Here is a 25,511-nt window from a genome sequence, read left to right on the forward strand (position 1 = left end):
GCCGCCGTGGCCACCCGGCCCGGCCCCGGCCACGAACGATCCGTCAGGAGCAGTGATGCACGGCCCAGTCCCGTCCCCGACGCCGCACCGTCCCCCGGCGCGCGGGACGGTCCTCGCACTGCGGGTGGTCTTCGTGGCCGCCACGGTGCTCAGCCTGGGCTTCCTGGCCTGGGCCGCGATGCTGCGGGCCGCGATCGTGCAGCGCCGACCACTGGGCTGGTGGCTCTTCGCCGGCGACCTGGCGCTGTTCCTCGGCACCTGCGTGCTCATCGTCAGCTTCCCGGAGACCGACTGGCGCACCAACCTCGGCGTCGCCCTCCTGCTGCTCCAGATCGCCGCGGTCGTCGCGTACTACCTCTTCGTCGACATCCGCGCCGCGCGCCCCCACTTCGCCGGGCCGGTCCCGCCGACCTACCCCGCCGGGCCGCCGCTCCACCCCTACGCCCCGGCCCCGCCGCCCCTCCACCCCCACCCCTCGCTGCACGCCCAGGAGACCCAGCCCTACCCCGTCGTGGGCCCCGCCCCCGTCAACCCGTACGCCACGACCGCCACCGGACTGCCCCCGCAGCCCGCGCCCGCTCACCCGGCACCCGGCCCCCGTCCGCAACCCCAGCGCATCGACCAGGTTCGCGCCGAACTCGACGAACTCAGCGACTACCTCCGCCAGGAGGGCCGGTGAACGGGCGGGTCATCGCCGACCGCTACGAACTCTCCGCCCTGCTCGGCCAGGGCGGCATGGGCCAGGTCTGGATCGGCTACGACCGCCGCCTGGACCGCCGGGTCGGCGTCAAACTGCTCCGCCCCGACCGGGTCGCCGGCACCCCCGACGGCGAGGAGATGCGCCGCCGCTTCGTCCGCGAGTGCCGGGTCACCGCGCAGGTCGACCACCCCGGACTCGTCACCGTCCACGACGCCGGCAGCGACGACGAAGACCTCTACCTGGTCATGCAGTACGTCGACGGCGCCGACCTCTCCGACCACCTCGCCGAGCACGACCCCTACCCCTGGCCCTGGGCGGTCTCCGTCGCCGCCCAGGTGTGCGCCGTCCTGGCCGCGGTGCACGCGGTGCCGATCGTCCACCGGGACCTCAAGCCCCGCAACGTGATGATCCGGCCGGACGGCTCCGTCGTCGTCCTCGACCTGGGCATCGCCTCCGCCCTGGACACCGACACCACCCGCCTCACCCACACCGGTTCGCCCATCGGCAGCCCCGCCTACATGGCACCCGAACAAGCCATGGGCGGCGCCGTCGGCCCGTACACCGACCTCTACGCCCTCGGGGTACTGCTGCACGAACTCCTCAGCGGCGAGGTCCCGTTCGCCGGCTCCACCGCGCTGGGCGTCCTGCACCGCCACCTCCACGAGGAACCGGTCCCGGTCCGCCGGCTCCGCCCCGACGTCCCCGAGGCCCTCGAAGCGCTCGTCCTGCACCTGCTCCGCAAGGACCCCCAGGCCCGCCCCGCCGACGCCCAGGAGGTCTACGCGGCCCTCGCCCCCCTCCTGCCCAGCGCCTCCCACCCGTCACCCGACCACCACCCCTCAACGGCGCCGCTGCGCGGCGGCAGCTACCACCCGCACCCCCCGCTGGCCCCCATGGACCCCACCCGCCCGTTCCGCCAGCCGCACGCCCCCTGGCCGACTCGCGCGAGCGGCGCCCCACCTCCCACACCGACACCGACCGTGCTGGCCACCCCGCGCGTCCCCGACCCGGCGCACGCCGCCGCCCGGGCCGTCCCGGACCCCCGCGCCTCCCTCGCCGGCAACGCCCCCTGGAGCTCCCTGGCGGCCGTCCCCAAGCGCTCGGTCTCGTTCGAACCGGCCGGCAGCTCCGCCCCCGCCGCCGACCCGCGCACCTCCGCCCCCGCCGGACCGGACGTCGCCGCCGCCGTCGACGAGGTCAAACACCTCCTCGACCAGGGCCGCATCACCCGCGCCGTGGACATCCTCGGCGGCATCCTGCCGGCCGCCGCCGAACGCCACGGCCCGCACTCCCCGGTCGTCCGCACCCTCCGCAAGCAGTACGCGGCCACCCTCATGGACGACGGCCAGTACCGCCGCGCCCTGCCCGAACTCCGCATCCTGGCCGAGGAGTACGCCAAGGAGTCCGGCGCCGGCGCCACCCGCCAGGCCCTCCAGTTCCACCACGACGCCGCCCAGTGCCTGGAACAACTCGGCGAGGTCGCCCAGGCCCTGGAGGAGTACCGGGCCCTCCTGCCGTATTTCGAGCACTACGCCGACGACCCCGTCCGCCCGCTCGAAATCCGCCGCTCCATCGGCCACCTGCTCCTGGCCCAGGGCGAACACGGCGCCGCCAAGGAGACCCTCTCCCGCCTCCTGTACGACGCCGAACGCCTCCACGGCCCGCACCACGCCTTCCCCACGGAGATCCGCCGGACCCTGTACTGGCTGGGGCAGATGCAAGGTTGACGCGGGCAGACGGCGCGCACGACGCCCGGGTGAGCCACCCGGGCGGGACGCCCGCCCCCGGCCGGAACCGACCCCGACGCGGCTCGTTGGCCGAAGCGGTGGCCCGGGCCACGTCGACTCCCTAGCATCGATCATTCAAGGTCGTAGCTAGGTCGCAAGTAGGTCGTCATTCCGTACTAGGTCGTCACTCCGTCGCACGATCCGATCTGCCGGGAGGCCATGTGTTCCGCCGTAGGACAGCGCTCTCCGTTTCCGCCGCCGCCGCTCTGCTGGCCGCGACCCCGTTGCTCACCGCCTGCGGCACCGACGCCCACCCCGGTGCCGCCGCCGTCATGGACGGCAAGCGGATCACCGTCGCCCAACTCCAGGCCCGGGTGAAGGACGTCCGCGCCGCACAGGCCGCGTCCCCCCAAGGCAAGCAGATGATCGCGAACACCGGCCGGCTCAGCCTCGCCACCCTCAACGGCATGATCTTCGACGAGGTGCTGGCCCGCGCCGCCGCGGACGCCGGCGTGACGGTCACCCGCGCCGACATCCAGAAGGCCCGGGCGGCGGTGGAGGACCGGGCCGGCGGCGCCGCCCGACTGCGGACGATGTGGCTCCAGCAGAGCATCGCCCCCGACCGGATCGACGGGGTGGTCCGCAACCAGCTCCTCCTGGACGGCCTCGCCAAGCACCTCCGGGCCGACCGCGGTCGCCCCGACGGCCAGCGCAAGCTCGTCGAGGCGCTGTCCAAGACCTCCCGTGCCCTCCGGGTCGACGTCAACCCGCGCTTCGGCAAGTGGGACGACCAGGAGGTCATCCTCGGCGAGACCAAGGACCCGTGGATCGTGCCGGCCACCGCCCAACCACAGCAGGCATAGCCACCGGGCCTCCTCGGGGCGGGGTGGGGCGGCGGCCCGGCCCCGGCCCGCCCCGGGGCCGGGCCGCGGGCCGGGGCACTGACCGGGGGACCCCCGGCACTGTCAGCGGCGTGCGTTACGTTCGTTTACGTGACCCCTGACGCCCCAGACGCCGCCTCCGCCGCCGCGCCCCACCCCGAGCGCCCCGGCACCGGCCGCCTGGTCCTGCTCACGACCAGCCACCGGGTCGCCCCCGGCCTGCTGTCCTGGCCCGCCTGGCAGACCCTGCGGACCGCCGACCGCGTGCTCTGCGCCGACCCGCACCACCCGCAACTCCCCTACCTCCGCGAGGCCGGCATCGCGGTCGAGACCGCCGCCCCCACCGCCCGCGAGCTGGTCGACGACGTCGTCCCCGGGGACCGCACCGCCGTCGTCCTCACCTCCGCCGACGGCGAGAGCGCCCTCACCGACGGACTGGCCCGGCTGGCCGGCTCCGGCCGCGAGACCATGCCCGACCTGGAACTCCTGCCCGGCTCCTACGACCTCCCCGGCGCCCGCCTGCTCGACCTCGTCCAGGTCATGGACCAGATCCGCGCCGCGTGCCCGTGGAGCAGCATCCGCACCCACCGCGACCTGGCCAAGTACGCCATCGAGGAGGCGTACGAGCTGGTCGAGGCCATCGAGGAGGGCGACCGCGAAGCGCTCCGCGAGGAGCTCGGCGACGTCCTCCTCCAGGTCGCCTTCCACGCCCGCATCGCCCAGGACGACCCCGACGAGCCGTTCTCCATCGACGACGTGGCCGGCACCATCGTCGAGAAGCTGCTCCACCGCCACCCGCACGTCTTCGGCGACGAGCCCGCCGAGACCCCCGAGGACGTCAAGGCCCACTGGCTCCGCACCAAGGCCGAGGAGAAGCAGCGCGAGTCCATCACGGAAGGCGTCCCGCTGGCCCAGCCCGGCCTCGCCCTGGCCGCCAAGCTCGCCTCCCGGGTGCGGACGGCGGGCCTGGACGTGCCGCTGCCGACGGGAGCCGGGATCGGCTACGAGCTTCTCGCGCTGGCCGTCCGCGCCGAGTCGGAGGGCGTCGACCCGGAGGCGGCGCTGCGGGCGGCGGCCCGGGCGTATCGGGATGCGGTGGTGGCGGCTGAGGGGAGTGACGCTTAGTACCGTTGGGGGCAACGGGAGTTGAGGGGGAGGGGCTTGATGGACGAGGAGTTGGTGAAGCGGGCGGCCTCGCTTTTCGCGAACCCGGCCAGCGGGCCGAGCGCGCGGACGGCAGCCGCCTTTCTGGGCCTCGTTGACGGACGCCCGCCCGAGGAACCGTCACACGCGAACGCCTGGTGGCTCGCCGCCCTGCGCAGCCTGCTGGACCGCGACCCTGCGGCCACCGCCGAACTCCGCTCCCTCGTGGGCGAGTTTCCCACCTCCGCCTCCGCCGAGTCGCTCGGCCCCGCCGAGTTCAACGGCCCCGCCAGGCCCTCCGCCGTCCGTAACATCGTCTCCGGCGGCACCACCCACGGCCCCGTGATCCAAGCGAACACCATCAGCGGCATCACCCTCACGCATTCCGGCTTCGCCGGCACCCTCCCCGACCCGGCGAGCTGGCCCACGGCCGGGGACATCGACCCCATCCCGTTCGGGGTGCGCCCCGCCGATCGCGTCACCGGCCACCCCGCGCTGCCGCCGTACGTCCTGCGCGAGCGCGACGACGACCTCAACACGGCGCTGGAGCACGCCCGTTCGGCCGGCGGGATGGTGCTGGTACTCGGCGAGCCGTTCGCCGGCAAGTCCCGCTCGGCGCTGACGGCGCTCACGGAACGACTCGCCGGCTTCCGCGTCTTCGCCCCCGCCCGCGGCGCGGACCTGCGCGGGCTGCCCGCCGTGCTGAGTGGGCGCCCGGGCCGGTACGCCGTCTGGCTCGACGACCTCGATGGATACCTGGGTGACGCCGACGGCGGACTGGAGCCGCGCCTGCTCGCCCAGTTGACCGCCCTGCGCGTCGTCGTGCTCGCCACCATGCGCGAGGACGCCTACGACGCCTGCCGGGCCGAGCCGCGCGGCCGGGTCCTCGACCTCGCGTACACCGTCGAGCTGCCGCGGGAATGGAGCGCGGCGGAGCGTTCCCGCGTCGAGCGCTGTGCCCACCTCACCGGTGACCCCCGACTGGCCGCGGCCACCCGTTCCGGCGGCCCCGAAGGCGCCCCCGCCTACCTCGCCCTCGCCCCCCGCCTCTGGGAGGAATGGTGGCGCGCCCGCCGCGCCGACCGCCACCCGCGCGGCCACGCCCTGGTCCGCGCCGCCCTGGACCTGGCCCGCTGCGGCCTCACCGGCCCGCTCCCCATGGACCTCCTCCTCAAGGTCCACGAGGGGTACGCGGACGTGACCGGCCTGGAGCGGGAGTCGGCCGAGGACGCCCTCGCCTGGGCGGTCGCACGGCGCCACGGCCTGCTGCCGCTCCTCGTCCGCGTCACGGGGGACACCTGGCGGGCCGCGCCGATCCTCGTCGAGGCGGCGGCCCGGCACGACGAACTGCCCGCCGTCCCCGGCCCGGTGTGGGGTTGCGCCCTGGAGACGGCCCGGACGGATCCGGCGTACGACTACGGCGAGGTCGCGGCAGCGGCACGGGACGCCTTCCGGCGCGCCGCGGACGAGGGGGACACCACCGCCCTCCACGCCCTCGGTCTCCTCGCCGAGTCGCTGGGGGACGGGGAAGAAGCCGAGCAGTGGTTCCGGCAGGCGGCGGAGGCCGGGGAGACCCGGTCCGCCGGCCGGATCGGCCGGATGCTCGCCGAGCGGGGTGAGGACCGGGCGGCGGAGCCCTTCCTGGAGACGGCCGCCGAGGCCGGGGACGCGGAGGCGGCCACGCGACTGGGGAAGCTGCTGCAAGCACGGGCCGAGCGCTGGTTCACGGCAGGAGCGGGGCACGGGAGTCCGGAGGCCGCGCAGCTGCTCGGCGATCTGCGGCTCGCCCGGGGCGACGTCGACAACGCCTTCTACAGCTACCTGGACGCGGCCTGGGCCCAGTACGAGCCCATCGCGAGGAGCATGGGGATCATCCACCTGCTGTGGCATGAACGTAAGGTCGCCGAGGTCTGGCTGCGGCGTGCGGCCGATTCGGGGGACGCGCGCGCCGCCGAGTTCCTGGACCCCCTGAGCGTCGACACCGTGGAACGGGCCGTGGAGTTCTTCCGGGACGATGCCGAGCGGCGTGGCTTTGACGCGTCCAACCTCGGCGTGCTCCTCGAAGAGCACGGCCGCCCCGACGAAGCCCGCCCCTGGTACCTCAAGGGCTATGAACAGGGCGACGCCTACGGCGCGTTCCGCCTCGCCGAGCTCCACAAGAAGGCCGGCGACGACGCCCAGGCCACCGCCTGGTACCGCAAGGCGGCGGCCCTGGGCCACTCCGGGGCGAAGCGGGCCCTCGGGGCGGCCCCGGAGCCGAAGAGCGGCGGCACCGGGCCGGTCGAGTAGTGCCCCCGCTCACGGCCCCGCCCGGGATGCGGGGCCGTGAGCCGGGCCCGTCGGCTCGGCCGGGACGCGCCCCGCCCCGCCGTCCGGGAGTCGCCGCTTACGCTCCACCTCGATCCTCTTCTCCAACCTGGCCATCCTCCTGAGTCGGTCGCCGTTTGCAGCCGGGTGCCGGTCGGTAGGACGGCATCGCGGGCTAGAGCAGGTGGTCTGCCTTGCCTGCCTTGATGTCCTGGATGAGGGTGCGTAGGGCGTCTATGGAGTCGGTGAGGTAGCGGTCTTCTTCGCCGTTGACGGCGATGTAGGCGTTGCCTTCGGGGTCCGTGCCGAGGCGGAAGCAGGAGTTGCCTTCCGCGCAGAAGGGCTCTTCCCAGGTGATCTTGGGTGTCATGGAACTTCTCCTCATAGTTGGAGTGCGACCTTGCGGATGAAGTCGCGAGACCGCTCCGGTGGCAGAGCCAACTTTTCCAACCAGTCGAGTTGGGCTCGGTATTTCGCCAACTGTCCCTCGGCGTAGAGGAAATCGGGGCCATGCGTGCTGTCCACCTGGACGGTGTCGAGCTGCGCTACGGGGCCCTCGGCGTACATGACGTTCTGCCCGGCCCCGGGGAAGGCGCCGCGAGAGAACGGGATGACGAGGAGGCGGATGTTCTGTCGATCCGACATGGTGAGCAAGTGGTCCAGTTGCGCACGTGCGACTTCGCGGCCGCCGAACTGCATCCTGAGCGCGGCCTCGTGGACGATGGCAACATAGGCGGCCGGATCATCACGGGTGATCACCTGTTGGCGCTCGGCGCGGTGAGCGAGGCGAAGTGCAACTTCGTGCTCGGGCAGGGCAGGCACTGCAACGCGGAACACGGCGAGCGCGTGGTCGGGAGTCTGAAGCAGGCCAGGGATGTGCACTGTGTTGGTCACCCGCATACGCACTGCCTGGTCTTCCAACTCGGCGATGTCGAGCAGCCCTTGCGGCAAGCTGCCTCTGTAGCGTTCCCACCAGCCGTCGCCGCCCGGCTGCGCCATCGCGACCAGTGCCTCGATGTACTTCTCGTCGGTGCAGCCGCAGTTGCACGCGAGTGTGCGCAGGCGCTCGGCGCTGATGCCGCGCACGCCCGACTCCATGTTGGAGATCTTGCCTCGGTCGACACCCAGCAGGCCGGCTGCGTGTTCGGCGGACATGCCCGCTGAGGTGCGCAGCCTCCTCAACTCGCTTCCCAAGCGCTTTTGTCGTTCCGTCGGGATCGTCCTCGGCGGCATGCCGTCCCCCTCCATGCGACGTCGCCTCAGTCTGGTGCTCAGGGAGGCGCGTTCACCAATACGTGGTTCATTTGCCGAAGTGTGTGGCAAATTTACCACCGGCTGTTTACGGTCGGTGTTGCGCAAGATACACACCGCTACCACCGGAAGCGCGCCGCGCGAGCACGCCCGCCTGCCCTGGGGTGCGTGTGCCCGCGCCCAGGGAGGCAGGCCACCGGTGCGGCCGGAGCGCGTACGTACCGCGTGCGTGACGTGCACGCGTCCAACTACCCGACGCAACTGAGGGGTTCCACCATGCCCGTCATCCCGTTTCCGTCGCAGTCCGCACCGCCATCGGCAACCCTGACCAAGCCCCGAGTGCCCACGGTTCCCTCCCGCTGGACGTTCCCCGCCACCGCCGCCTCCGTGCGGCGCGCCCGGTGGGCCGTGGCCGGGGCGCTGCCCGCCGACTGCTCCCCGCAACTGGCGGACGACCTCGTCCTGTTGGCCTCGGAGCTCGTCACGAACGCCGTGCGGCACGGCGCGCTCCATGACGAGGACCAACTGGTCGAACTGTTCCTCTGGCCCGCCGACGGGCACTACTGGCTGGCGGTGTCCGATGCGGGAGACGGCCGCCCGGTGATCAGGGCGTCCGGCCCGGAGGCCGGTTGCGGCGGCCGGGGGCTGGTCCTCGTGGACGCGGTCGCCGCTGCCTGGGCGGTGGTGCCGCGGCGCCCGTGCGGGAAGTCCGTCGTGGCCGGGATGCCGCTGCACTAGAAAGAGGGGAAGAAGCGGAGCGCGGGCCGCTCAGGCAGGGGATCCCGACGGGCTGGCCGCTGCCCGCGCGCCCCGCGTCCGCCGCACCCGTTCGGCCGTCCACACCCCACCACGGCCCCCGCCATCCCCGCCCCCAGCGCGCACACGCCGGTCCAGCCGCCCAGGCCCCACATCATCGAGGTCAGCGCGGAGCCGACCGCGCCGCCCGTGAAGGATTCGGTTCCGGTGGCCTACGTAGAGGGCTTCGTGACCGGGAACCTCATGGATGATCCGGCTCCGGTGGGTGCCGGCCAAACGGCCTACGCTCTAGCTCTGAGCGACGCGTTGTCGCATCAGGAGTCACTGGCCCTCGTCAAGGCTGTAGCGGAGGAACACGCACATGGTCAGCAGTGAGCACACCGTCTACGACTCGTCCACGCTCACCGGCTGGTACAAGTCCAGCTACAGCGGCGGCAATCAAGGCAACTGCCTCGAAGTCGCCCGCGGCCATGCCGACATCCCCGTCCGCGACAGCAAGCGCCCCACCGGGCCCGCGCTGACGTTCTCCCCCGAAAGCTGGTCGGTCTTCGTCTCGACCGTCAGGCGCGGGGAGTTCTCCGCCTGAGCCACTCCGCCACCCACACCCCCACCACGGCAACCGCCAGCCCCGCCCCCAGGGCGCACACGCCGGCCCAGCCGCCCAGGCCCCAGACCATCGAGGTCAGGGCGGAGCCGACCGCGCCGCCGACGAAGTAGCTGGTCATGTAGGCGGAGTTGAGGCGGTTGCGGGCCTCGGGGCGGAGGCCGTAGACCAGGTTCTGGTTGCTGACGTGGATGGCGTGGGCGGCGAGGTCGAGCACGATCACGCTGGCCAGCAGGGCCGCGAGTGACCAGGCGCCGCCCGCGCCGCCGGCCGCCAGCAGGCCCCAGGAGCCCAGGAGCAGGAACGCGCTGACGCCGGTGACGCGGTGCGCCAGCCCCCGGTCCGCCAGGCGTCCGGCCGTCGAGGCGGCGAGCGAACCGGCCGCGCCGACCAACCCCAGCAGCCCGATCGTCGATTCCTGCCAGCCGTACGCGGGGCCGGAGAGCAGGAAGACCAGGGCCGTCCACAGGGCGCTGAAGCCGGCGAAGGTCAGGGCGCCGAGCGCCGCCCGCCAGCGCAGCACCGGCTCCTGGGCGAAGAGCGCGAGGGTGGAGCGCAGCAGGGCCGGATAGCGCAGCCCGGCGGTGGTGCGGAGGGCCGGGAGGCGGAGGCGGAGCAGTACCGCCATCAGGAGCATCAGGGCGGCGTTGACCCAGTAGGGGGTGCGCCAGCCGCCGAGTTCGGCCAGCAGACCGGCCGCCGTGCGGGCCAGCAGGATGCCCAACAGCAGGCCGGTCATGACGGTGCCGATGGTCCGGCCGCGCTCGGCCGGCGCGGACAGGGTCGCCGCGAACGGCATGACGACCTGCGCGGCGACGGAGGTGAGGCCGGTGAGGGCGGTGCCCGTCAGCAGCAGGGCGGCGTTCGGGGCGCTCGCCGTCACGGTCAGGAAGGCGGCGGTCAGGGCGCAGAGGACGACCGCGAGCCGGCGGCGTTCCAGGAGGTCGCCGAGGGGGACGAGGAGCAGCAGTCCGAGGCCGTAGCCGGTCTGGGCGACGGTGACGACCAGGGCGGTGGTGCCGGCGGAGAGGTGGAGGTCGTGGCCTATGACGTTCAGGAGGGGCTGGGCGAAGTAGTTGCCGGCGACCGAGAGGCCGGTGGCGACGGACATCAGGAGCAGGGTGCCGCGGCCCAACCGGGGTGCCGGCGCCTCCGCTCCGGGCTCCGGAGGGCCTCCGGAGCCCGGGTGCGGTCCGGCCGTGGGGTGCGCGGCGTGCGCGGCGGTGTTCATGCGGCCAGCGTCCCGTTCGAGCCATCCATCGGTCCAACACATAGTTTTCATTGCATCGATCGTGAATCGCGATGGATGGCGCTGGATGGTGGCGGGGCGGTGCGTGCCTACGATCACGCGCATGGAGCTCCAGCAGATGCGGTACGTCGTCGCGGTCGCCGAGACCGGCGGGTTCACCCGGGCCGCGGAGCGCTGCCATGTGGTGCAGTCCGCGCTCAGCCACCAGATCGCGAGGTTGGAGAAGGAGCTGGGGGCCCGGCTCTTCGACCGGACGAGCCGGAGCGTGCGGCTGACCGCCGCCGGGGAAGCGTTCCTTCCGGTCGCCCGACAGACGTTGCAGGCCGCCGAGCGGGCCCGTGCGGAGGTGGAGGCGGTGACCGGCGAGGTGCGCGGACGGCTGGCGGTGGGCGCGATCTCCACCGTCGGGGCGGTCGATCTCGCCCGTGAGCTGGGCGCGTTCCGTACGAAGTACCCGAAGGTGCGGATCAGCCTCCAGATGGACATGAGCGATCCGTTGATCGAGCGGGTGCGGGAGGGCGCGCTGGACGTGGCGTTCGTCGGGCTGGTGCCCGGGGCGCGCACGGTCGGCGTGCGGGAGGAGGTGCTGGCGCGCGGGGAGTTGGTCGTGGTGGTGCCGCCGGAGCATCCGTTGGCCGGGCGCGAGTGGACGACGTTGGCGCGGGTGGCGCGGGAGACCTTCGTCGACTACGCGGAGGGCTCGGCGGCGCGGCGCCAGCGCGAGGACGTGTTCCGGGCGGCGGGGCTGACGGCCGAGGTGGCGTTCGAGGTGACCACGGTGGAGTTCCTGGCGGGGCTGGTCCGGGCCGGGCTCGGGATCGGCATGGTGCCGGAGGTGTTCGCCGGCAAACTGGCCGGGTTGCACCTCGTGCGGGTGCGGCCGGCGCCGGAGCGGACCGAGCGGGTGGTGTGGAGCGGACTGGGGCCGTCGCCGGCCGCGGCGGCGTTCCTGGCGGGGCTGGGCGTGCAGACGGGGTGAGGCCCCTGAGTGGGGTGGGGCGGGTGCGTCACCGGTTACGGTCGATACGTGCAGCACATGTCCGACACCCGCCCGGAGGGCGACCCGCCCGCCGTCTGCCCCATGGCCGCCGCCGGTCCGGTCCCCGCACTCTTCTCCTGGGAGTTCGCCGCCGACCCCTACCCGGCGTACGCCTGGCTGCGCGAGCATGCGCCGGTGCACCGGACGCGGTTGCCCAGCGGCGTCGAGGCGTGGCTGGTCACCCGTTACCCGGACGCCCGGCAGGCGCTCGCCGACGCCCGGCTGTCGAAGAATCCGGTGCACCATTCCGATGCTGCGCACGGAAAGGGTAAAACCGGCATTCCGGGCGAGCGCAGCGCCAACCTGATGACGCACCTGCTGAACATCGACCCGCCGGACCACACCCGGCTGCGCCGCCTGGTCTCCAAGGCGTTCACCCCGCGCCGGGTCGCCGCGTTCGCCCCGCGGATACAGGAGCTGACCGACCAGTTGATTGACAGCTTCGTGCAGCGGGGGAGCGCCGACCTCATCCACGAGTTCGCGTTCCCGCTGCCGATCTACGCGATCTGCGATCTGCTCGGCGTCCCGCCCGAGGACCAGGACGACTTCCGCGACTGGGCGGGCATGATGATCCGGCACGGCGGCGGGCCGCGCGGCGGGGTTGCCCGGTCCGTGAAGAAGATGCGGGCGTATCTGGCGGAGCTGATCCACCGCAAGCGCGGCGACCTCGGGGACGACCTGATCTCCGGGCTGATCCGGGCCTCCGACCACGGCGAGCACCTCACGGAGAACGAGGCCGCCGCCATGTGCTTCGTGTTGCTGTTCGCCGGATTCGAGACCACGGTCAACCTGATCGGCAACGGCACCTACGCGCTGCTCCGTCACCCCGCCCAGCGCGAACTCCTCCAGAAGTCGATCGCGGCCGGCGACACCGAACTGCTCGGCACCGCCGTCGAGGAACTGCTCCGCTACGACGGGCCCGTGGAGCTGGCTACCTGGCGGTACGCGACCCGGGAGCTGACGCTGGGCGGGCAGCGGATCGCCGCTGGGGACCCGGTCCTGGTGGTGCTGGCCGCCGCCGACCGCGATCCGGCGCGGTTCGACGAGCCGGACGTGCTCGACCTCACCCGGCGTGACAACCCGCACTTGGGATACGGGCACGGCATCCACTACTGCCTCGGCGCGCCGCTGGCCCGACTCGAAGGGCAGACCGCCCTGGCGACCCTGCTGACCCGACTCCCGGACCTCCGACTTGCGGCGGAACCGGACGATTTGCGCTGGCGCGGCGGGCTCATCATGCGCGGACTGCGCACCCTGCCGGTGGAGTTCACGCCCGAACCGTCCTGACCAGGGACCACTCCATAGTTGACGGTCAGTCAGCTATGTGACCATTGCGTGATCTCCGCTACACCGACTTGTGACTGCCCGTAACCCCGGCTACCTTTCCACCGACGATCGGGGCCGGCCCCGGGCTGCCGCCCGGTACCTCGCCGACACCGGTCCGACAACTCAACCGCCGCGCGAAAGGCAACCGCATGCGTTCCGGGAACGGCCGGCATCGTCGCCCCCGACAAGCACCGGCCATCTTTGTCACGGCAGGAGTGACCGGCGCGGGCCTGGCCCTGCCGCTGTTCACCGCGGGCGGCGCCCAGGCGGCCGACGCGCCGACCTGGGACCGCGTCGCGCAGTGCGAGAGCGGCGGGGTGTGGAGCTCCGCCACCGGCAACGGCTTCTACGGCGGCCTCCAGCTCACCCAGGAGATGTGGGACGACTACGGCGGCTCCGCCTACGCCTCCCGCCCCGACCTCGCCAGCCGCGCCCAGCAGATAGCCGTGGGCGAGGCGATCCTCGACGACCGCGGCCCGGACGCCTTCCCCAGCTGCGCGGTGCACGCCGGCCTGACCAAGGGCGGCCGCAAGCCCGCCGTCGACCCGGGCCCCACCAGCCGTCCGACGCCGCGCCCGTCCCACGGCCACACCGGCACCGGCGACCCCTCCGACTCCGACCCGACCGGGGACGCCTCCGGCTCGAAGGGGGACCAGGGCGAGGCCGGCCCGGCCACCAAGACCCCCGAGCCGTCCGGCAGTGATGCCGGCCGTGATTCCGGCGGCGATTCCGGCAGCGATTCCGGCGGTGGGTCCGGCGGCGACACCGGTACGGATGCCGGCACCGGCACCGGCTCTGGTTCCGACTCCGGCACCGACGCCCCGGACGCACCCCCGGCGACCCCGGGGCCGACGGACTCCCCGTCTGCGTCCCCCGCCCCGTCCGGCTCCGGAGCGCCCACCGGGTCCCCGTCCGGGACGCCGTCCACCTCCCCGTCCGACCCGGCTTCCCCGGCCCCGTCCGGCTCCACCGAGCCCGGTGACCCCGCCACGCCGCCCGCCACCGGCAAGCACCGCGGTGCGCCGGACGGTGGCGCGGACGCCGGGGACGACCGGGACGGCGGCAGCGGCCGGCACGCCTCCCGCGGCGGGGAGGCGCCCCGCACGCCCCCGGCGGACAGCGGCAGCTACCGCGTACGCCCGGGTGACAACCTGTCAGCGATCGCCGACAGTCATGACCTGCCGGGCGGCTGGCCTGCGCTCTACCACCGCAACCAGGACCTCATCGGCTCCGATGCGGACCTCATCCACCCCGGTCAGCTGCTCGATCTCGGGCGGACACAGGGGTAGTTACCGGCGGTTCGCTCGCTTTCGTAGCGTTTCGTAAAAGTGAGATATGGCTCTCGTTGCGGGGGATGGGGTGGATCCCGTCCCCCGTTTCCATACCGGGGTCGACCTGCGGAAATGCCCACCCTGATGATCAAAAACGGTCAACTTGGTTCAGAAGATGGGGTTTGAACACCAACAGGGTTACTGCTTACGGTCAGGACCGCTCGCCAAAGCGGGCCCTCCGATCGCACGCCGAGTCCTGCCGGCGGTCTGAGGACAACGACGCGCAAGCGCCGAAGGCAGGAGCGGGGGACCCAAGGTAAGTGCCGACCCCGCCCGTGAAAACGGGTCAGTCGGCTTGGGGTGAAGTCGCGTGTGCAGCACACGCGGCCGGGCAGCTCACACGGCCCGAACCCGACAGCTCACCTCGTAGGCGTCGGTGAGGAAACGAACGAACGATGCTGATCAACAAGGGCAAGCACCGCCGCAGCTCCAAGGCCGTCCGCGTCGCCACCCTGGCCGGTGTCGCCGGCGCAGCCGTCGCCGTCCCGCTGATGGGCGCCACCTCCGCTTCCGCCGCCTCCGTCGCCACCTGGGACAAGGTCGCCCAGTGCGAGTCCGGCGGCAACTGGTCGATCAACACCGGTAACGGCTACTACGGTGGCCTGCAGTTCTCGAACTCCAGCTGGGCCGCCGCCGGTGGCACCCAGTACGCGGCCCGCGCCGACCTGGCCACCAAGTCCCAGCAGATCGCCGCCGCCGAGAAGCTCCTCGCCCTCCAGGGCCCGGGTGCCTGGACCTGCGCCGGAGCCGGCAACCTGACCGCTGGTGGCCCGGCCGCCAACGTCGACACCTCCGGTGCCACCGTCAAGAAGAGCCAGGGCGCCTCCGAGGCCCGCAAGCAGACCCAGGGCACCACCAAGAAGTCCGCCCCGGTCCGCGAGAAGGTCGAGAAGGCCCAGCCGGCCCCGCAGCACTCGCACCGCTCCGGTGACACCTACACCGTCAAGTCCGGCGACACCCTCGCCAAGATCGCCAAGGCGCACGGCACCAACTGGAAGGCGCTCTACGCCGCCAACAAGTCCGTCGTCGGTGGCAACCCCAACCTCATCTTCCCGGGCCAGAAGCTCAGCATCTGAGCCGTCCCGGTTGCCCCAGAGAGCTGCCCCGCCGCGGCGCGTACCCCCGAGCGCGCCACGGCGGGGCTTCTCCGTTCCCCGGCCCGGATGCCGCGCCGCGGCCCGTCCACCTGCCCCGCGCCGCCCCGGCAGGCACACGCCCCTGACGTGCACCGTTTCCCGATGCCCCGGGCGGCCGGGCGCGGCGTTCCCCGCATAGCGAACATCGCGTGGAAACCTCCCGTGAACTGGGCTTTTGGGCAGCTTGTTGGGTAATTCCGTCCCACGGAGCGGGCCACAGGCGAGCGGATCCGCCCGGGGCCGTTAGGCTCATGCCGAGACCTCCAGACACCCATGAAGGAGACAACGTGCCGTCCATCGACGTCGTCGTAGCCCGCGAAATTCTCGACTCGCGAGGTAATCCCACGGTCGAGGTCGAGGTCGGCCTCGACGACGGCAGCACCGGCCGTGCCGCTGTTCCGTCCGGCGCCTCGACCGGCGCCTTCGAGGCCGTCGAGCTGCGGGACGGTGACCCCAACCGCTACCTCGGCAAGGGCGTGGAGAAGGCGGTCCTCGCCGTCATCGAGCAGATCGGCCCGGAGCTGGTCGGCTACGACGCGACCGAGCAGCGGTTGATCGACCAGGCGATGTTCGACCTGGACGCCACCGAGAACAAGGGCTCGCTGGGCGCCAACGCCATCCTCGGCGTCTCCCTCGCCGTCGCGCACGCCGCCTCCGAGGCCAGCGACCTGCCGCTGTTCCGCTACCTCGGTGGCCCGAACGCGCACGTCCTGCCCGTCCCGATGATGAACATCCTGAACGGCGGCTCGCACGCCGACTCCAACGTGGACATCCAGGAGTTCATGATCGCGCCGATCGGTGCGGAGTCCTTCTCCGAGGCGCTGCGCTGGGGCGCCGAGGTCTACCACACCCTCAAGAAGGTCCTGAAGGCCAAGGGCCTGGCCACCGGCCTCGGCGACGAGGGCGGCTTCGCCCCCAACCTGGGCTCCAACCGCGAGGCCCTCGACCTGATCCTTGAGGCCATCAAGGAAGCCGGCTACGCCCCCGGCCAGGACATCGCGCTCGCGCTGGACGTCGCCGCCTCCGAGTTCTACAAGGACGGCAAGTACCAGTTCGAGGGCAAGGAGCGCTCGGCCGCCGAGATGACCGAGTACTACGAGGAGCTGGTGGCGGCCTACCCGCTGGTCTCCATCGAGGACCCGCTGTTCGAGGACGACTGGGCCGGCTGGAAGGTCATCACCGACAAGCTCGGCGCCAAGGTGCAGCTGGTCGGCGACGACCTGTTCGTCACCAACCCCGAGCGCCTGGCCCGCGGCATCGAGGAGGGCTCCGCCAACGCCCTGCTGGTGAAGGTCAACCAGATCGGTTCGCTGACCGAGACCCTGGACGCCGTCGAGCTGGCCCAGCGCAACGGCTTCAAGTGCATGATGTCGCACCGATCCGGTGAGACCGAGGACGTCACCATCGCCGACCTCGCCGTCGCCACCAACTGCGGCCAGATCAAGACCGGCGCCCCGGCCCGCTCCGAGCGCGTCGCCAAGTACAACCAGCTGCTGCGCATCGAGGAGATCCTCGACGACGCCGCGGTGTACGCCGGTCGTAGCGCCTTCCCCCGCTTCAAGGGCTGACACCCTAAAGCCCGGCGTGCAGCGCTTCACGGGCTGAGCACCACCCCCGCCGTCGGCGCCCCGCGCGCCGCACGGCAGCACCACCGCACCGTCCGACTGCGCTCCCGAGGACTCGACCGAGGACTCGACGGGGGAGCAACGCGGAGGTGAAGCGCACCGTCCCCGGCGCCGGTCCCGTACCGTTGCCGGGGACGTACGTCATGATGGTCGCCGTGACGACGTCGGGACGGAAGCTGAAGGGGAGGCGAGGCGACGTGCCCGCGGACCGGTTCTCCACCGCGACCCGGCTCAAGGCGCTCGGCGAACAGGCCGCCGCCCGCGTCTACCGCGCCAAGCGGCGGCCCCGCCGCAACCGCCTCACCGGCCGCGCCGCCCTGCTGGCGCTGGTGATGTGCTCGCTGGTGGTCGCCCTCGCCTACCCGATAAGGCAGTACATCTCCCAGCGCTCGGACATCTCCGACCAGCGCCGCAAGGCCCAGGACGCCGCCGCCGCGCTCGACCGGCTGCGCGACGAGAAGGCCCGCTGGCAGGACCCGGCCTACGTCCAGCAGCAGGCCCGCCGACATCTGCACTACGTCATGCCGGGCGAGACCGGGTACATCGTCCAGGACGGCTCCGGTGTCCGCGCGGCACCCAAGGCGGCCAAGGCGGCCCAGCTCCCCTGGTACGACAAGCTCTGGGAATCCGTAGACGCGGCTGACACGGCCGGCACGGCTCACGCCGCTGGTACGGCCGACGCGGCCGGCACCGCCGTCGCGGACAAGCGGTAGCCCGCACCGGCCGGTACCGGCGAGACTGTACGGGCGGGTCCGCACGCGGCCCTACGGGTCGCCACCGGCTGCCCGCCGTCCGCTACCCGCCCAGCCCCTCCGCCATCCACCGAAAGCGCACATGGACACCGCCCCGCCCCAGACTGAGCCCACCGAGCCCACCGCCGCGGACATCGCCGCCTTCAAGGACCAGCTCGGCCGCCCGCCGCGCGGCCTGCGCGCCATCGCGCACCGCTGCCCGTGCGGGCAGCCGGACGTCGTGGAGACCGCGCCGCGCCTGGAGGACGGCACCCCCTTCCCCACGCTCTACTACCTCACCTGCCCGCGCGCCGCGTCCGCGATCGGCACGCTGGAGGCCAACGGCGTGATGAAGGAGATGACCGAGCGGCTGGCGAACGACCCGGAACTGGCCGCCGCCTACCGCGCGGCCCACGAGGACTACATCCGCCGGCGGGACGCCATCGAGGTGCTCCAGGGCTTCCCGAGCGCGGGCGGGATGCCCGACCGGGTCAAGTGCCTGCACGTGCTCGTCGGCCACTCGTTGGCCGCCGGCCCGGGCGTCAACCCGCTCGGCGACGAGGCCCTGGCGATGCTCCCCGAGTGGTGGCGCAAGGGCCCCTGCGTGACGCCTTGTGCGGAGGGCGGCCCGAGCCCCGCGCACACCTCCGAAACCCAGCGGAACGCCGCCGAAGGCGCTGACGGTCCCGAAGGAGACGCCAAGTGAAGCGGGTCGCCGCCATCGACTGCGGTACCAACTCCATCCGCCTGCTGGTCGCCGATCTCGACCCGGAGACCGGTGAACTGAAGGACCTGGACCGCCGGATGGAGATCGTCCGGCTGGGCCAGGGCGTGGACCGGACGGGGCGGCTGGCGCCCGAGGCGCTGGAACGCACCTTCGCGGCCTGCCGGGAGTACGCCGCGGTGATCAAGGGGCTGGGCGCGGAGCGGCTGCGGTTCGTGGCGACGTCCGCCTCCCGGGACGCGGAGAACCGCGACGTGTTCGTCCGCGGGGTGATGGACATCCTGGGCGTCGAGCCCGAGGTGATCAGCGGTGACCAGGAGGCGGAGTTCTCCTTCATCGGCGCCACCAAGGAGCTCACCGGCCACCCGCACATCGAACTCCCCTACCTCGTCGTGGACATCGGCGGCGGCTCGACCGAGTTCGTGCTCGGCGAGGAGACGGTCCGGGCGGCCCGCTCGGTCGACGTCGGCTGCGTCCGGATGACCGAGCGCCACCTCCTCCACGACGGCGAGGTCTCCGACCCGCCCACGCCGGGGCAGATCGCCGCCATCAAGGCCGACATCGCCGCGGCCCTGGACCGCGTCGAGGAGACCGTCCCGCTGACCGAGGCCGCCACGCTGGTCGGCCTGGCCGGCTCGGTGACCACCGTCGCCGCGGTCGCGCTCGGCCTGGACCACTACGAGTCCGCGGCCATCCACCACTCCCGGATGTCCCGGGCCACGGTCGCCGAGATCACCGAGCGGCTGCTGACCTCCACCCACGCCGAGCGCGCGGCGATCCCCGTCATGCACCCCGGCCGGGTCGACGTCATCGGCGCCGGCGCCCTCGTGCTGCTGTCGATCATGGAGCGGGTCGGCGCCGATGAGGTCGTGGTCAGCGAACACGACATTCTGGACGGAATCGCCTGGAGCATCGCCTGACCGGTGTGCCGGTCAGGCGCTCGGAGGCGGCGCCGCAACCGCCGCCCGCACCGCGGTTCTTGAGTGGGCGCGGCGCCGTCCGGGCGCGTTTTCGGGGCCCTGGAGGGGTCTCGGAAGGGCGCCCGGAAAGAAAGTTCGTGAAATCCTTCACATGAAAAACCCGCCTCTCGGGCGAACTATCGGGCCACTCGTCCCTCATTCGAAGGTCCTAGGACTCATCTGCCCGAGAATTGCGGGGTCTACGGTGGGTCTCCGCCGTGTTACGACAGTGCCCTCCAGGGGCCTGGTACAGCCGCTCAGAGGGGGACAAGCCCTGATCAACAGGGGTATCCAACGTGTCGCGTTATACCGTGGTTCCCCGATCGCGCTATGGCGTCGGTCACGAAGCCGGCGGAGTGTAGCAGATGCCTCCCTCATTCTTGTGAAGGGGCTCACGAGCGACCCCCCATGTGGGGGTGGATACTCGATTGCATGAGCACCACGGAGCGTCCCAGGATCCTCGTTGTAGGCGGTGGGTACGTTGGCCTGTACGCGGCGCGCCGCATCCTGAAGAAGATGCGGTACGGCGAGGCGACCGTCACGGTCGTCGACCCTCGCTCGTACATGACGTACCAGCCCTTCCTCCCTGAAGCTGCGGCCGGCAGCATCTCCCCCCGTCACGTTGTGGTCCCGCTGCGGCGCGTGCTGCCCAAGGCGGAGGTCCTCACCGGCCGGGTGACCACCATCGATCAGGACCGCAAGGTCGCCACCATCGCCCCGCTCGTGGGCGATGCGTATGAGCTGCCCTTCGACTACCTGGTCGTCGCGATGGGCGCGGTCTCCCGTACCTTCCCGATCCCCGGCCTGGCCGAGAACGGCATCGGTATGAAGGGCGTGGAGGAGGCCATCGGCCTGCGCAACCACGTCCTGGAGCAGCTGGACAAGGCCGACTCCACGACCGACGAGGAGGTCCGCCGCAAGGCGTTGACCTTCGTCTTCGTCGGCGGTGGCTTCGCCGGTGCGGAGACCGTCGGCGAGGTCGAGGACATGGCTCGCGACGCCGCGAAGTACTACAAGAACGTCAAGCGCGAGGACATGCGCTTCCTGCTGGTCGACGTCGCGGACAAGATCCTCCCCGAGGTCGGTCCGAAGCTCGGCGCCTACGGCAAGGAGCACCTGGAGTCCCGGGGTATCGAGATCTACCTCAAGACCGGCATGGACTCCTGCGTCGACGGCCACGTCATGCTCAACAACGGCCTTGAGGTGCTGTCCAACACCATCGTGTGGACCGCCGGCGTCAAGCCGAACCCGGCGCTCTCCCGCTTCGGTCTGCCGCTGGGTCCGCGCGGCCACATCGACGCCGAGCCCACCCTTCAGGTCAAGGGCACCGACTACATCTGGGCGGCCGGCGACAACGCCCAGGTCCCCGACCTGGTCGGCCGCAAGAACGGCAACGAGAACGCCTGGTGCCCGCCGAACGCGCAGCACGCGCTGCGGCAGGCCAGGGTCCTCGGCGACAACGTGGTCTCCGGTATGCGGGGCTTCCCGCAGAAGGAGTACAGCCACGCCAACAAGGGCGCGGTGGCGGGCCTCGGCCTCCACAAGGGCGTCGCGATGATCGTCATGGGCAAGATGAAGATCAAGCTCAAGGGCCGTCTCGCCTGGTACATGCACCGCGCGTACCACGGCATGGCGATGCCGACATTCAACCGCAAGATCCGGGTCTTCGCCGACTGGACGCTGGCCACCTTCCTCAAGCGCGAGGTGGTCTCGCTCGGCGCCATGGAGAACCCCCGCGAGGAGTTCTACGAGGCCGCCAAGCCGGCCCCCGCGCCGGCCGCAGCGGCCGACGGAGGCAAGCCGAAGGCCAAGGCTTCCTGAATCATCGGTCGGGTACTCCGACCAGCCCGAAGGGCGTCCGCCATCCGTGGGGCGGGCGCCCTTCGGCGTGCTCGGGTGTGGCCGAAAGTGCACGGTGTGTTGTTCTCTGTCAGGCGAACGGGACTATCGGGGCGCCCACTTGGCGTTTACGTGGTGGGTGAAACTTCTTTGCCCGACTCGTCAAGACGGAGGTGTGCGACATGGCCGGTGCCGCTGGACGGCTCACCAAGCTCGCCGAGGAGGTGCTGGGAGACCCGCTCCCGGTGCGGATCCGTGCCTGGGACCGTAGCGAGTCCGGCCCGCCGGGGGCCCCCACGCTGGTCATCCGCAATCGCCGGGCGCTGCGGCGACTGCTGTTCAAACCAGGCGAACTGGGCCTGGCCCGGGCCTGGGTGGCCGGCGACATCGACGTCGACGGGGACCTCTACGAGGCGCTGGACCTGCTCGCCGAGATGATCTGGGAGCGCGGCAGTGCCGCCCCCAATCCGCCGCGCGCCGCCGTGCTGCGCGCCCTGGCCCGTCCCGAGGTCCGGGCCGCCGCCAAGGAACTGCTCTCCCTGGGCGGCCTGCCCGTACCGCCCGCGCCGCCCGCCGAGGAGGCCCGCCCGCGCCGCGGGGCGCTGCACTCCCTGCTCCGCGACCGGCAGGCCATCAGCCACCACTACGACGTCGGCAACGACTTCTACGCGCTGGTGCTCGGCCCGTCCATGGTCTACTCCTGCGCCTACTGGGAGCCCGATGCGGAAGCGGCCGACGGCGTCGCCACCCTGGAGGACGCCCAGCGCGACAAGCTCGACCTGATCTGCCGCAAGCTCGGTCTGAAGGAGGGGCAGCGGCTGCTGGACGTGGGCTGCGGTTGGGGCTCGATGGTGCTGCACGCGGCCCGCGAGTTCGGCGTCCGGGCGGTCGGCATCACCCTCTCCGAGGAGCAGGCCACCTACGCCCGTAAGCGGATCGCCGAGGCCGGGCTCACGGACCGGATCGAGATCCGGGTGCAGGACTACCGCGAGATCACCGACGGGCCCTTCGATGCGATCTCCTCGATCGGGATGGCCGAGCACGTCGGCCGGGCCCAGTACGCGGAGTACGCGAACGCGCTGTACGCCCTGCTGAAGCCCGGTGGGCGGCTGCTCAACCACCAGATCGCGCGGCGTCCGCTGACGGACGAGGAGACGTACCGCGTCGACGAGTTCATCGACCGCTACGTCTTCCCCGACGGCGAGTTGGCGCCGGTGGGGCGGACGGCCGGCCAGCTGGAGGACGCGGGCTTCGAGGTGCGGGACGTGGAGGCGATCCGGGAGCACTACGCGCTGACGCTGCGTCAGTGGGTGGCCAACCTGGAGGACCACTGGGCGGAGGCGGTCCGGCTCACCTCCCCCGGCCGGGCCCGGGTCTGGCGGCTCTACATGGCCGCCTCGGCGCTGTCGTTCGAGCGCAACCGCATAGGGGTCAACCAAATCCTGGCGGTCCGCACGCCGGACTCCGGCGCCGCCGGGATGCCGCTGCGGGCCCGCGACTGGCGGGACTGACCCGGCGGGCGCCCCCCGCGGCCGGTGCGGCGCGGCGGGGCGCATACGGCCGAGGGCCCCGGTCCCACCCGACAGGGCGGGGGACCGGGGCCCTCGGGCCGTCCGGGGCCGCTGGGCGGCGACGGGCCGGCTACTCCGCCTTGATGGCCTGGAGCATGTTGAGCTTGGCCGCCCGGCGGGCCGGCCACAGCGCGGCCAGCACGCCCACCAGCGCGGCCACCGCGAGGAAGACGGCCATCCGGCCCCAGGGCATGACCAGTTCGTACGTCGGCAGCGAGCCGCCGATCAGTTCACCGGCCGCCCAGCCGAAGAACACGCCCAGGCCGATGCCCAGCACCCCGCCGAAGAGCGAGATCACCAGCGACTCCAGACGCACCATCCGCTTGATGGCGCGGCGGTCCAGGCCGATGGCGCGCAGCATGCCGATCTCCTGGGAGCGCTCGAAGACCGACATCGCCAGGGTGTTGATCACGCCGAGCACCGCCACGATCACCGCCATGGCCAGCAGGCCGTAGACCATGTTCAGCATCAGCGTGAACGTCTGGGCGATGGCGTTGGAGACGTCCTGCTTGTCCGCGACGGTGATCGCCGGGTTCTTGCCGAGCGCCTTGACCAGGGATTCCTTGGCCTCGGGGGTGGCGCCGTGCTGCGTCTTGACCATCACCTGCATGTCGGTGGCGTGCTTCTGGTGCGGGGCGAGCGTGCCGTTGTCCAGGAGGATGCCGCGGATCACTTGGTTGCCCTCGTAGACCCCGCCGATGGTCAGCGTGCCCTTCTTGCCGTCCTCGAAGGTCACCGGGACGCGGGAGCCGGGGTGCCAACCCTTCTCCTTGGCGAGGGTGTCGTCCACGACGGCCCGGTCGCCGTGCAGCGCACCGAGGGCGCCCTCGGTGAAGTCGAGCCGGGTGAGCTGGCCGAACTCCTTGCCGTTGACGCCGGTCAGGTACTCGGTGGCGGTGCCGATCCGGGACGGGGAGTTGCGCAGCGGGCTGGAGGCGGTGACTCCGTCCGCGGCCGCGAGCTGCTTCGCCACGTCCGGGGAGAGCGGCGAACGGTTCGCCATGGAGACCACGTAGTCGGCCTTGAGCGCCAAGGTGGCCATCTTGTCGATGCCCTGCTGCACACTGCCGGCGATCACCGTCAGGCCCGTGATCAGGGTCAGCCCGATCATCAGCGCGGAGGCGGTGGCGGCCGTCCGACGCGGATTGCGGACCGCGTTCTGCCGGGCGAGGACGCCGGAGATCCCGAAGAGCCGCAGCACCGGGGAGGCCAGCGCGATCAGCGGTCGGGACAGCAGCGGCGTCAGCACGAACACGCCGATCAGCAGCAGCGCCGCGCCGGCGCCCATGGTGACCTTGCCGTCGGACATTCCGGTGGCGACCAGGACCGCGGCCGTGCCGGCGGCGGCGAAGAGCGCACCGATGGTGTTGCGGACCACCAGCGACTTGGTGGTGGCGGTGGCGTGCAGGCTGTTCATCGCGGCGACCGGCGGGATCTTCGCGGCCCGGCGGCCGGGCAGCCAGGCGGCCAGGACCGTGACGACGATGCCGACCACCAGGGCGGTCAGGATCGTGGTGGGCGAGACCACCAGCGGACCGTCGGGCACCGTGGCGCCGGTGGCGACCATCAGCGAGCGCAGGGCGGCGCCGATGCCGATACCGGCCAGCAGACCGGTCACCGCCGCCACCGCGCCGACCACGAACGCCTCGGTCAGCACCGAGCGGGTGACCTGGCGGCGGCTGGCGCCGACCGCGCGCAGCAGCGCCAGTTCCTTGGTGCGCTGGGCGACCAGCATGGTGAAGGTGTTGGCGATGATGAAGATGCCGACGAAGAGCGCGATGCCGGCGAAGCCCAGCAGGGCGGTCTTCACCCCGTCCATGCTCTGGGCGATCATCTTCGCCTGGTCGTCGGCGAGTTGCCGGCCGGTGGTGGCCTCGGCGCCCTGGGGGAGCACCTTCTCCACCGCGTCCTTCAGCGCCGTCTGGGAGGTGCCCGGCGCGGCCTTGATGTCGATCTCGTCGAACTGGCCGGGGGCCGCGAACAGCTTCTGGGCGGTGGCGGTGTCGAACAGCGCGAGGCTGCCGCCGGCGTGGACCCGAGCGTCGTCGGTGGTGAAGATGCCGGTCAGCTTCTGTTCCCGGACCGGGCCGTCGGTGGATATCCGGACGGTGTCGCCGACCTTGTAGCCGCCGAGGTCGGCGGTGCGGGCGTCCAGCGCGAACTCGTGCGGGCCCTTGGGGACGGCGCCGCTGCGCAGCGGATAGCGGGCGTCGGTGCCGTCGTGGCCGGGGGAGTAGTTGCTGCCGGTGGTCGAGAAGCCGTCGCCGATCATCGTGCCGCTCTTGTCGGCGATGGCGGTGAAGCCGGAGACGGTGCCGGTGACGGAGGCGGCGCCGGGCAGCTGCGCGGTCTTGTCCAGCAGCTTCGCGTCGAGCGCGGAGCGCGCTCCGGGAGCGGCGTCGGCGCGGTCGGAGCCACCCCGCTGGATGGCCACGTCGACGTTGTCGAAGCCCTTGCGGGCGGTGGACTGGAGGGCGTCGGAGATGGTCGAGGTGAAGACCAGGGTGCCGGAGACGAAGGCCACGCCGAGCATCACGGCGAGAACGGTCATCAGCAGCCGGGCCTTGTGCGCAAGCACATTGCGCAAGGCGGTACGGAACATGGGTGGGTCA

The 25,511-nt window shown here is 72.2% G+C and carries 21 protein-coding genes and 1 riboswitch; of the genes, 17 read left to right on the top strand and 4 right to left on the bottom strand.

What is annotated here, in order from left to right:
• The first annotated feature begins 55 nt into the window (after positions 1-55).
• From ACO0M4_RS22520 to ACO0M4_RS22540, 5 genes are all read left to right on the top strand, one after another.
• Positions 56-679 (top strand): hypothetical protein, encoded by a 624-nt coding sequence (locus ACO0M4_RS22520; protein WP_430372706.1) that lies wholly within the window; start codon positions 56-58, stop codon positions 677-679.
• On the top strand, positions 676-2,427 hold the full coding sequence (locus tag ACO0M4_RS22525; protein WP_430372708.1) for a protein kinase domain-containing protein: 1,752 nt from the start codon (positions 676-678) through the stop codon (positions 2,425-2,427). The genes ACO0M4_RS22520 and ACO0M4_RS22525 overlap by 4 nt, the downstream gene beginning before the upstream one ends.
• Before the next feature lie 221 nt (positions 2,428-2,648).
• Positions 2,649-3,290 (top strand): SurA N-terminal domain-containing protein, encoded by a 642-nt coding sequence (locus tag ACO0M4_RS22530; protein ID WP_430372709.1) that lies wholly within the window; start codon positions 2,649-2,651, stop codon positions 3,288-3,290.
• 129 nt (positions 3,291-3,419) lie between these two features.
• Positions 3,420-4,433, top strand: coding sequence for a nucleoside triphosphate pyrophosphohydrolase (locus ACO0M4_RS22535; protein WP_430372710.1), 1,014 nt, complete (start codon positions 3,420-3,422; stop codon positions 4,431-4,433).
• A 39-nt stretch (positions 4,434-4,472) separates the two neighbouring features.
• The gene (locus ACO0M4_RS22540) at positions 4,473-6,740 is read left to right on the top strand and encodes a hypothetical protein (protein WP_430372712.1); all 2,268 of its coding nucleotides are present in this window, start codon (positions 4,473-4,475) and stop codon (positions 6,738-6,740) included.
• 193 nt (positions 6,741-6,933) lie between these two features.
• On the opposite strand, the gene ACO0M4_RS22545 is transcribed toward ACO0M4_RS22540, so the two are convergent.
• Together ACO0M4_RS22545 and ACO0M4_RS22550 are read right to left on the bottom strand one after the other, a co-directional pair.
• Positions 6,934-7,128, bottom strand: a complete 195-nt coding sequence (locus ACO0M4_RS22545; RefSeq protein WP_430372713.1) for a hypothetical protein — start codon at positions 7,126-7,128, stop codon at positions 6,934-6,936.
• A gap of 11 nt (positions 7,129-7,139) precedes the next feature.
• Positions 7,140-7,991: a helix-turn-helix domain-containing protein gene (locus ACO0M4_RS22550; RefSeq protein ID WP_430372714.1), complete on the bottom strand. Its 852-nt coding sequence runs from the start codon at positions 7,989-7,991 to the stop codon at positions 7,140-7,142.
• Between the two features lie 294 nt (positions 7,992-8,285).
• Here ACO0M4_RS22550 and ACO0M4_RS22555 point away from each other — a divergent pair, with 294 nt between their 5' ends.
• Together ACO0M4_RS22555 and ACO0M4_RS22560 are read left to right on the top strand one after the other, a co-directional pair.
• A complete protein-coding gene (locus tag ACO0M4_RS22555) occupies positions 8,286-8,747 on the top strand; it encodes an ATP-binding protein (protein ID WP_430372715.1) in 462 nt (153 codons plus the stop codon).
• Between the two features lie 379 nt (positions 8,748-9,126).
• Entirely contained in the window at positions 9,127-9,351 is a 225-nt protein-coding gene (locus ACO0M4_RS22560; RefSeq protein ID WP_430372716.1) for a DUF397 domain-containing protein, read from the top strand.
• On the opposite strand, the gene ACO0M4_RS22565 is transcribed toward ACO0M4_RS22560, so the two are convergent.
• On the bottom strand, positions 9,326-10,600 hold the full coding sequence (locus ACO0M4_RS22565) for an MFS transporter (RefSeq protein WP_430372718.1): 1,275 nt from the start codon (positions 10,598-10,600) through the stop codon (positions 9,326-9,328). The genes ACO0M4_RS22560 and ACO0M4_RS22565 overlap by 26 nt on opposite strands.
• A 121-nt stretch (positions 10,601-10,721) precedes the next feature.
• On the opposite strand from ACO0M4_RS22565, the gene ACO0M4_RS22570 reads away from it, so the two are divergent.
• The 10 genes from ACO0M4_RS22570 (at position 10,722) to ACO0M4_RS22615 (ending at position 22,839) form a co-directional block, all read left to right on the top strand.
• Positions 10,722-11,597: a LysR family transcriptional regulator gene (locus ACO0M4_RS22570; RefSeq protein WP_430372720.1), complete on the top strand. Its 876-nt coding sequence runs from the start codon at positions 10,722-10,724 to the stop codon at positions 11,595-11,597.
• Between the two features lie 57 nt (positions 11,598-11,654).
• Entirely contained in the window at positions 11,655-12,944 is a 1,290-nt protein-coding gene (locus ACO0M4_RS22575; protein ID WP_430373900.1) for a cytochrome P450 family protein, read from the top strand.
• Positions 12,945-13,198: 254 nt separating this feature from the next.
• The gene (locus ACO0M4_RS22580) at positions 13,199-14,272 is read left to right on the top strand and encodes a transglycosylase family protein (RefSeq protein ID WP_430372721.1); all 1,074 of its coding nucleotides are present in this window, start codon (positions 13,199-13,201) and stop codon (positions 14,270-14,272) included.
• 260 nt (positions 14,273-14,532) lie between these two features.
• Positions 14,533-14,702: riboswitch (cyclic di-AMP (ydaO/yuaA leader) on the top strand.
• 7 nt (positions 14,703-14,709) lie between these two features.
• Complete coding sequence (locus tag ACO0M4_RS22585; RefSeq protein WP_430372723.1) at positions 14,710-15,390, top strand: transglycosylase family protein; 681 nt, start codon at positions 14,710-14,712, stop codon at positions 15,388-15,390.
• Between the two features lie 311 nt (positions 15,391-15,701).
• Entirely contained in the window at positions 15,702-17,018 is a 1,317-nt protein-coding gene (gene eno, locus ACO0M4_RS22590; RefSeq protein WP_430372724.1) for a phosphopyruvate hydratase, read from the top strand.
• Positions 17,019-17,272: 254 nt separating this feature from the next.
• Positions 17,273-17,788, top strand: coding sequence for an FtsB family cell division protein (locus ACO0M4_RS22595; protein ID WP_430373901.1), 516 nt, complete (start codon positions 17,273-17,275; stop codon positions 17,786-17,788).
• Positions 17,789-17,909: 121 nt separating this feature from the next.
• Complete coding sequence (locus tag ACO0M4_RS22600; protein ID WP_430372725.1) at positions 17,910-18,512, top strand: DUF501 domain-containing protein; 603 nt, start codon at positions 17,910-17,912, stop codon at positions 18,510-18,512.
• Positions 18,509-19,450, top strand: coding sequence for an exopolyphosphatase (locus ACO0M4_RS22605; protein ID WP_430372726.1), 942 nt, complete (start codon positions 18,509-18,511; stop codon positions 19,448-19,450). The genes ACO0M4_RS22600 and ACO0M4_RS22605 overlap by 4 nt, the downstream gene beginning before the upstream one ends.
• A 471-nt stretch (positions 19,451-19,921) precedes the next feature.
• Positions 19,922-21,310, top strand: coding sequence for an NAD(P)/FAD-dependent oxidoreductase (locus ACO0M4_RS22610; protein WP_430372728.1), 1,389 nt, complete (start codon positions 19,922-19,924; stop codon positions 21,308-21,310).
• 200 nt (positions 21,311-21,510) lie between these two features.
• Positions 21,511-22,839, top strand: coding sequence for a class I SAM-dependent methyltransferase (locus ACO0M4_RS22615; RefSeq protein WP_430372729.1), 1,329 nt, complete (start codon positions 21,511-21,513; stop codon positions 22,837-22,839).
• Positions 22,840-22,969: 130 nt separating this feature from the next.
• Here ACO0M4_RS22615 and ACO0M4_RS22620 read toward each other — a convergent pair whose 3' ends face one another.
• Positions 22,970-25,501 carry an ABC transporter permease gene (locus ACO0M4_RS22620; RefSeq protein WP_430372731.1) on the bottom strand — a complete coding sequence of 844 codons (2,532 nt, stop codon included), beginning with the start codon at positions 25,499-25,501 and terminating at the stop codon, positions 22,970-22,972.
• Between the last annotated feature and the right edge of the window lie 10 nt (positions 25,502-25,511).

Source organism: Streptomyces sp. RGM 3693, assembly GCF_050471125.1.
GTDB lineage: Bacteria > Actinomycetota > Actinomycetes > Streptomycetales > Streptomycetaceae > Streptomyces.

What these genes read in the sequence shown, in the direction of transcription:
- ACO0M4_RS22615 (WP_430372729.1), top strand. Translation starts at nt 21,511, where the DNA reads ATGGCCGGTGCCGCTGGACGGCTCACCAAGCTCGCCGAGGAGGTGCTG.
- ACO0M4_RS22565 (WP_430372718.1), bottom strand. Translation starts at nt 10,600, where the DNA reads ATGAACACCGCCGCGCACGCCGCGCACCCCACGGCCGGACCGCACCCG.
- ACO0M4_RS22545 (WP_430372713.1), bottom strand. Translation starts at nt 7,128, where the DNA reads ATGACACCCAAGATCACCTGGGAAGAGCCCTTCTGCGCGGAAGGCAAC.
- ACO0M4_RS22600 (WP_430372725.1), top strand. Translation starts at nt 17,910, where the DNA reads ATGGACACCGCCCCGCCCCAGACTGAGCCCACCGAGCCCACCGCCGCG.
- ACO0M4_RS22520 (WP_430372706.1), top strand. Translation starts at nt 56, where the DNA reads ATGCACGGCCCAGTCCCGTCCCCGACGCCGCACCGTCCCCCGGCGCGC.
- ACO0M4_RS22570 (WP_430372720.1), top strand. Translation starts at nt 10,722, where the DNA reads ATGGAGCTCCAGCAGATGCGGTACGTCGTCGCGGTCGCCGAGACCGGC.
- eno (WP_430372724.1), top strand. Translation starts at nt 15,702, where the DNA reads ATGCCGAGACCTCCAGACACCCATGAAGGAGACAACGTGCCGTCCATC.
- ACO0M4_RS22555 (WP_430372715.1), top strand. Translation starts at nt 8,286, where the DNA reads ATGCCCGTCATCCCGTTTCCGTCGCAGTCCGCACCGCCATCGGCAACC.
- ACO0M4_RS22585 (WP_430372723.1), top strand. Translation starts at nt 14,710, where the DNA reads ATGCTGATCAACAAGGGCAAGCACCGCCGCAGCTCCAAGGCCGTCCGC.
- ACO0M4_RS22560 (WP_430372716.1), top strand. Translation starts at nt 9,127, where the DNA reads ATGGTCAGCAGTGAGCACACCGTCTACGACTCGTCCACGCTCACCGGC.
- ACO0M4_RS22540 (WP_430372712.1), top strand. Translation starts at nt 4,473, where the DNA reads ATGGACGAGGAGTTGGTGAAGCGGGCGGCCTCGCTTTTCGCGAACCCG.
- ACO0M4_RS22620 (WP_430372731.1), bottom strand. Translation starts at nt 25,501, where the DNA reads ATGTTCCGTACCGCCTTGCGCAATGTGCTTGCGCACAAGGCCCGGCTG.
- ACO0M4_RS22610 (WP_430372728.1), top strand. Translation starts at nt 19,922, where the DNA reads ATGAGCACCACGGAGCGTCCCAGGATCCTCGTTGTAGGCGGTGGGTAC.
- ACO0M4_RS22575 (WP_430373900.1), top strand. Translation starts at nt 11,655, where the DNA reads ATGTCCGACACCCGCCCGGAGGGCGACCCGCCCGCCGTCTGCCCCATG.
- ACO0M4_RS22550 (WP_430372714.1), bottom strand. Translation starts at nt 7,991, where the DNA reads ATGCCGCCGAGGACGATCCCGACGGAACGACAAAAGCGCTTGGGAAGC.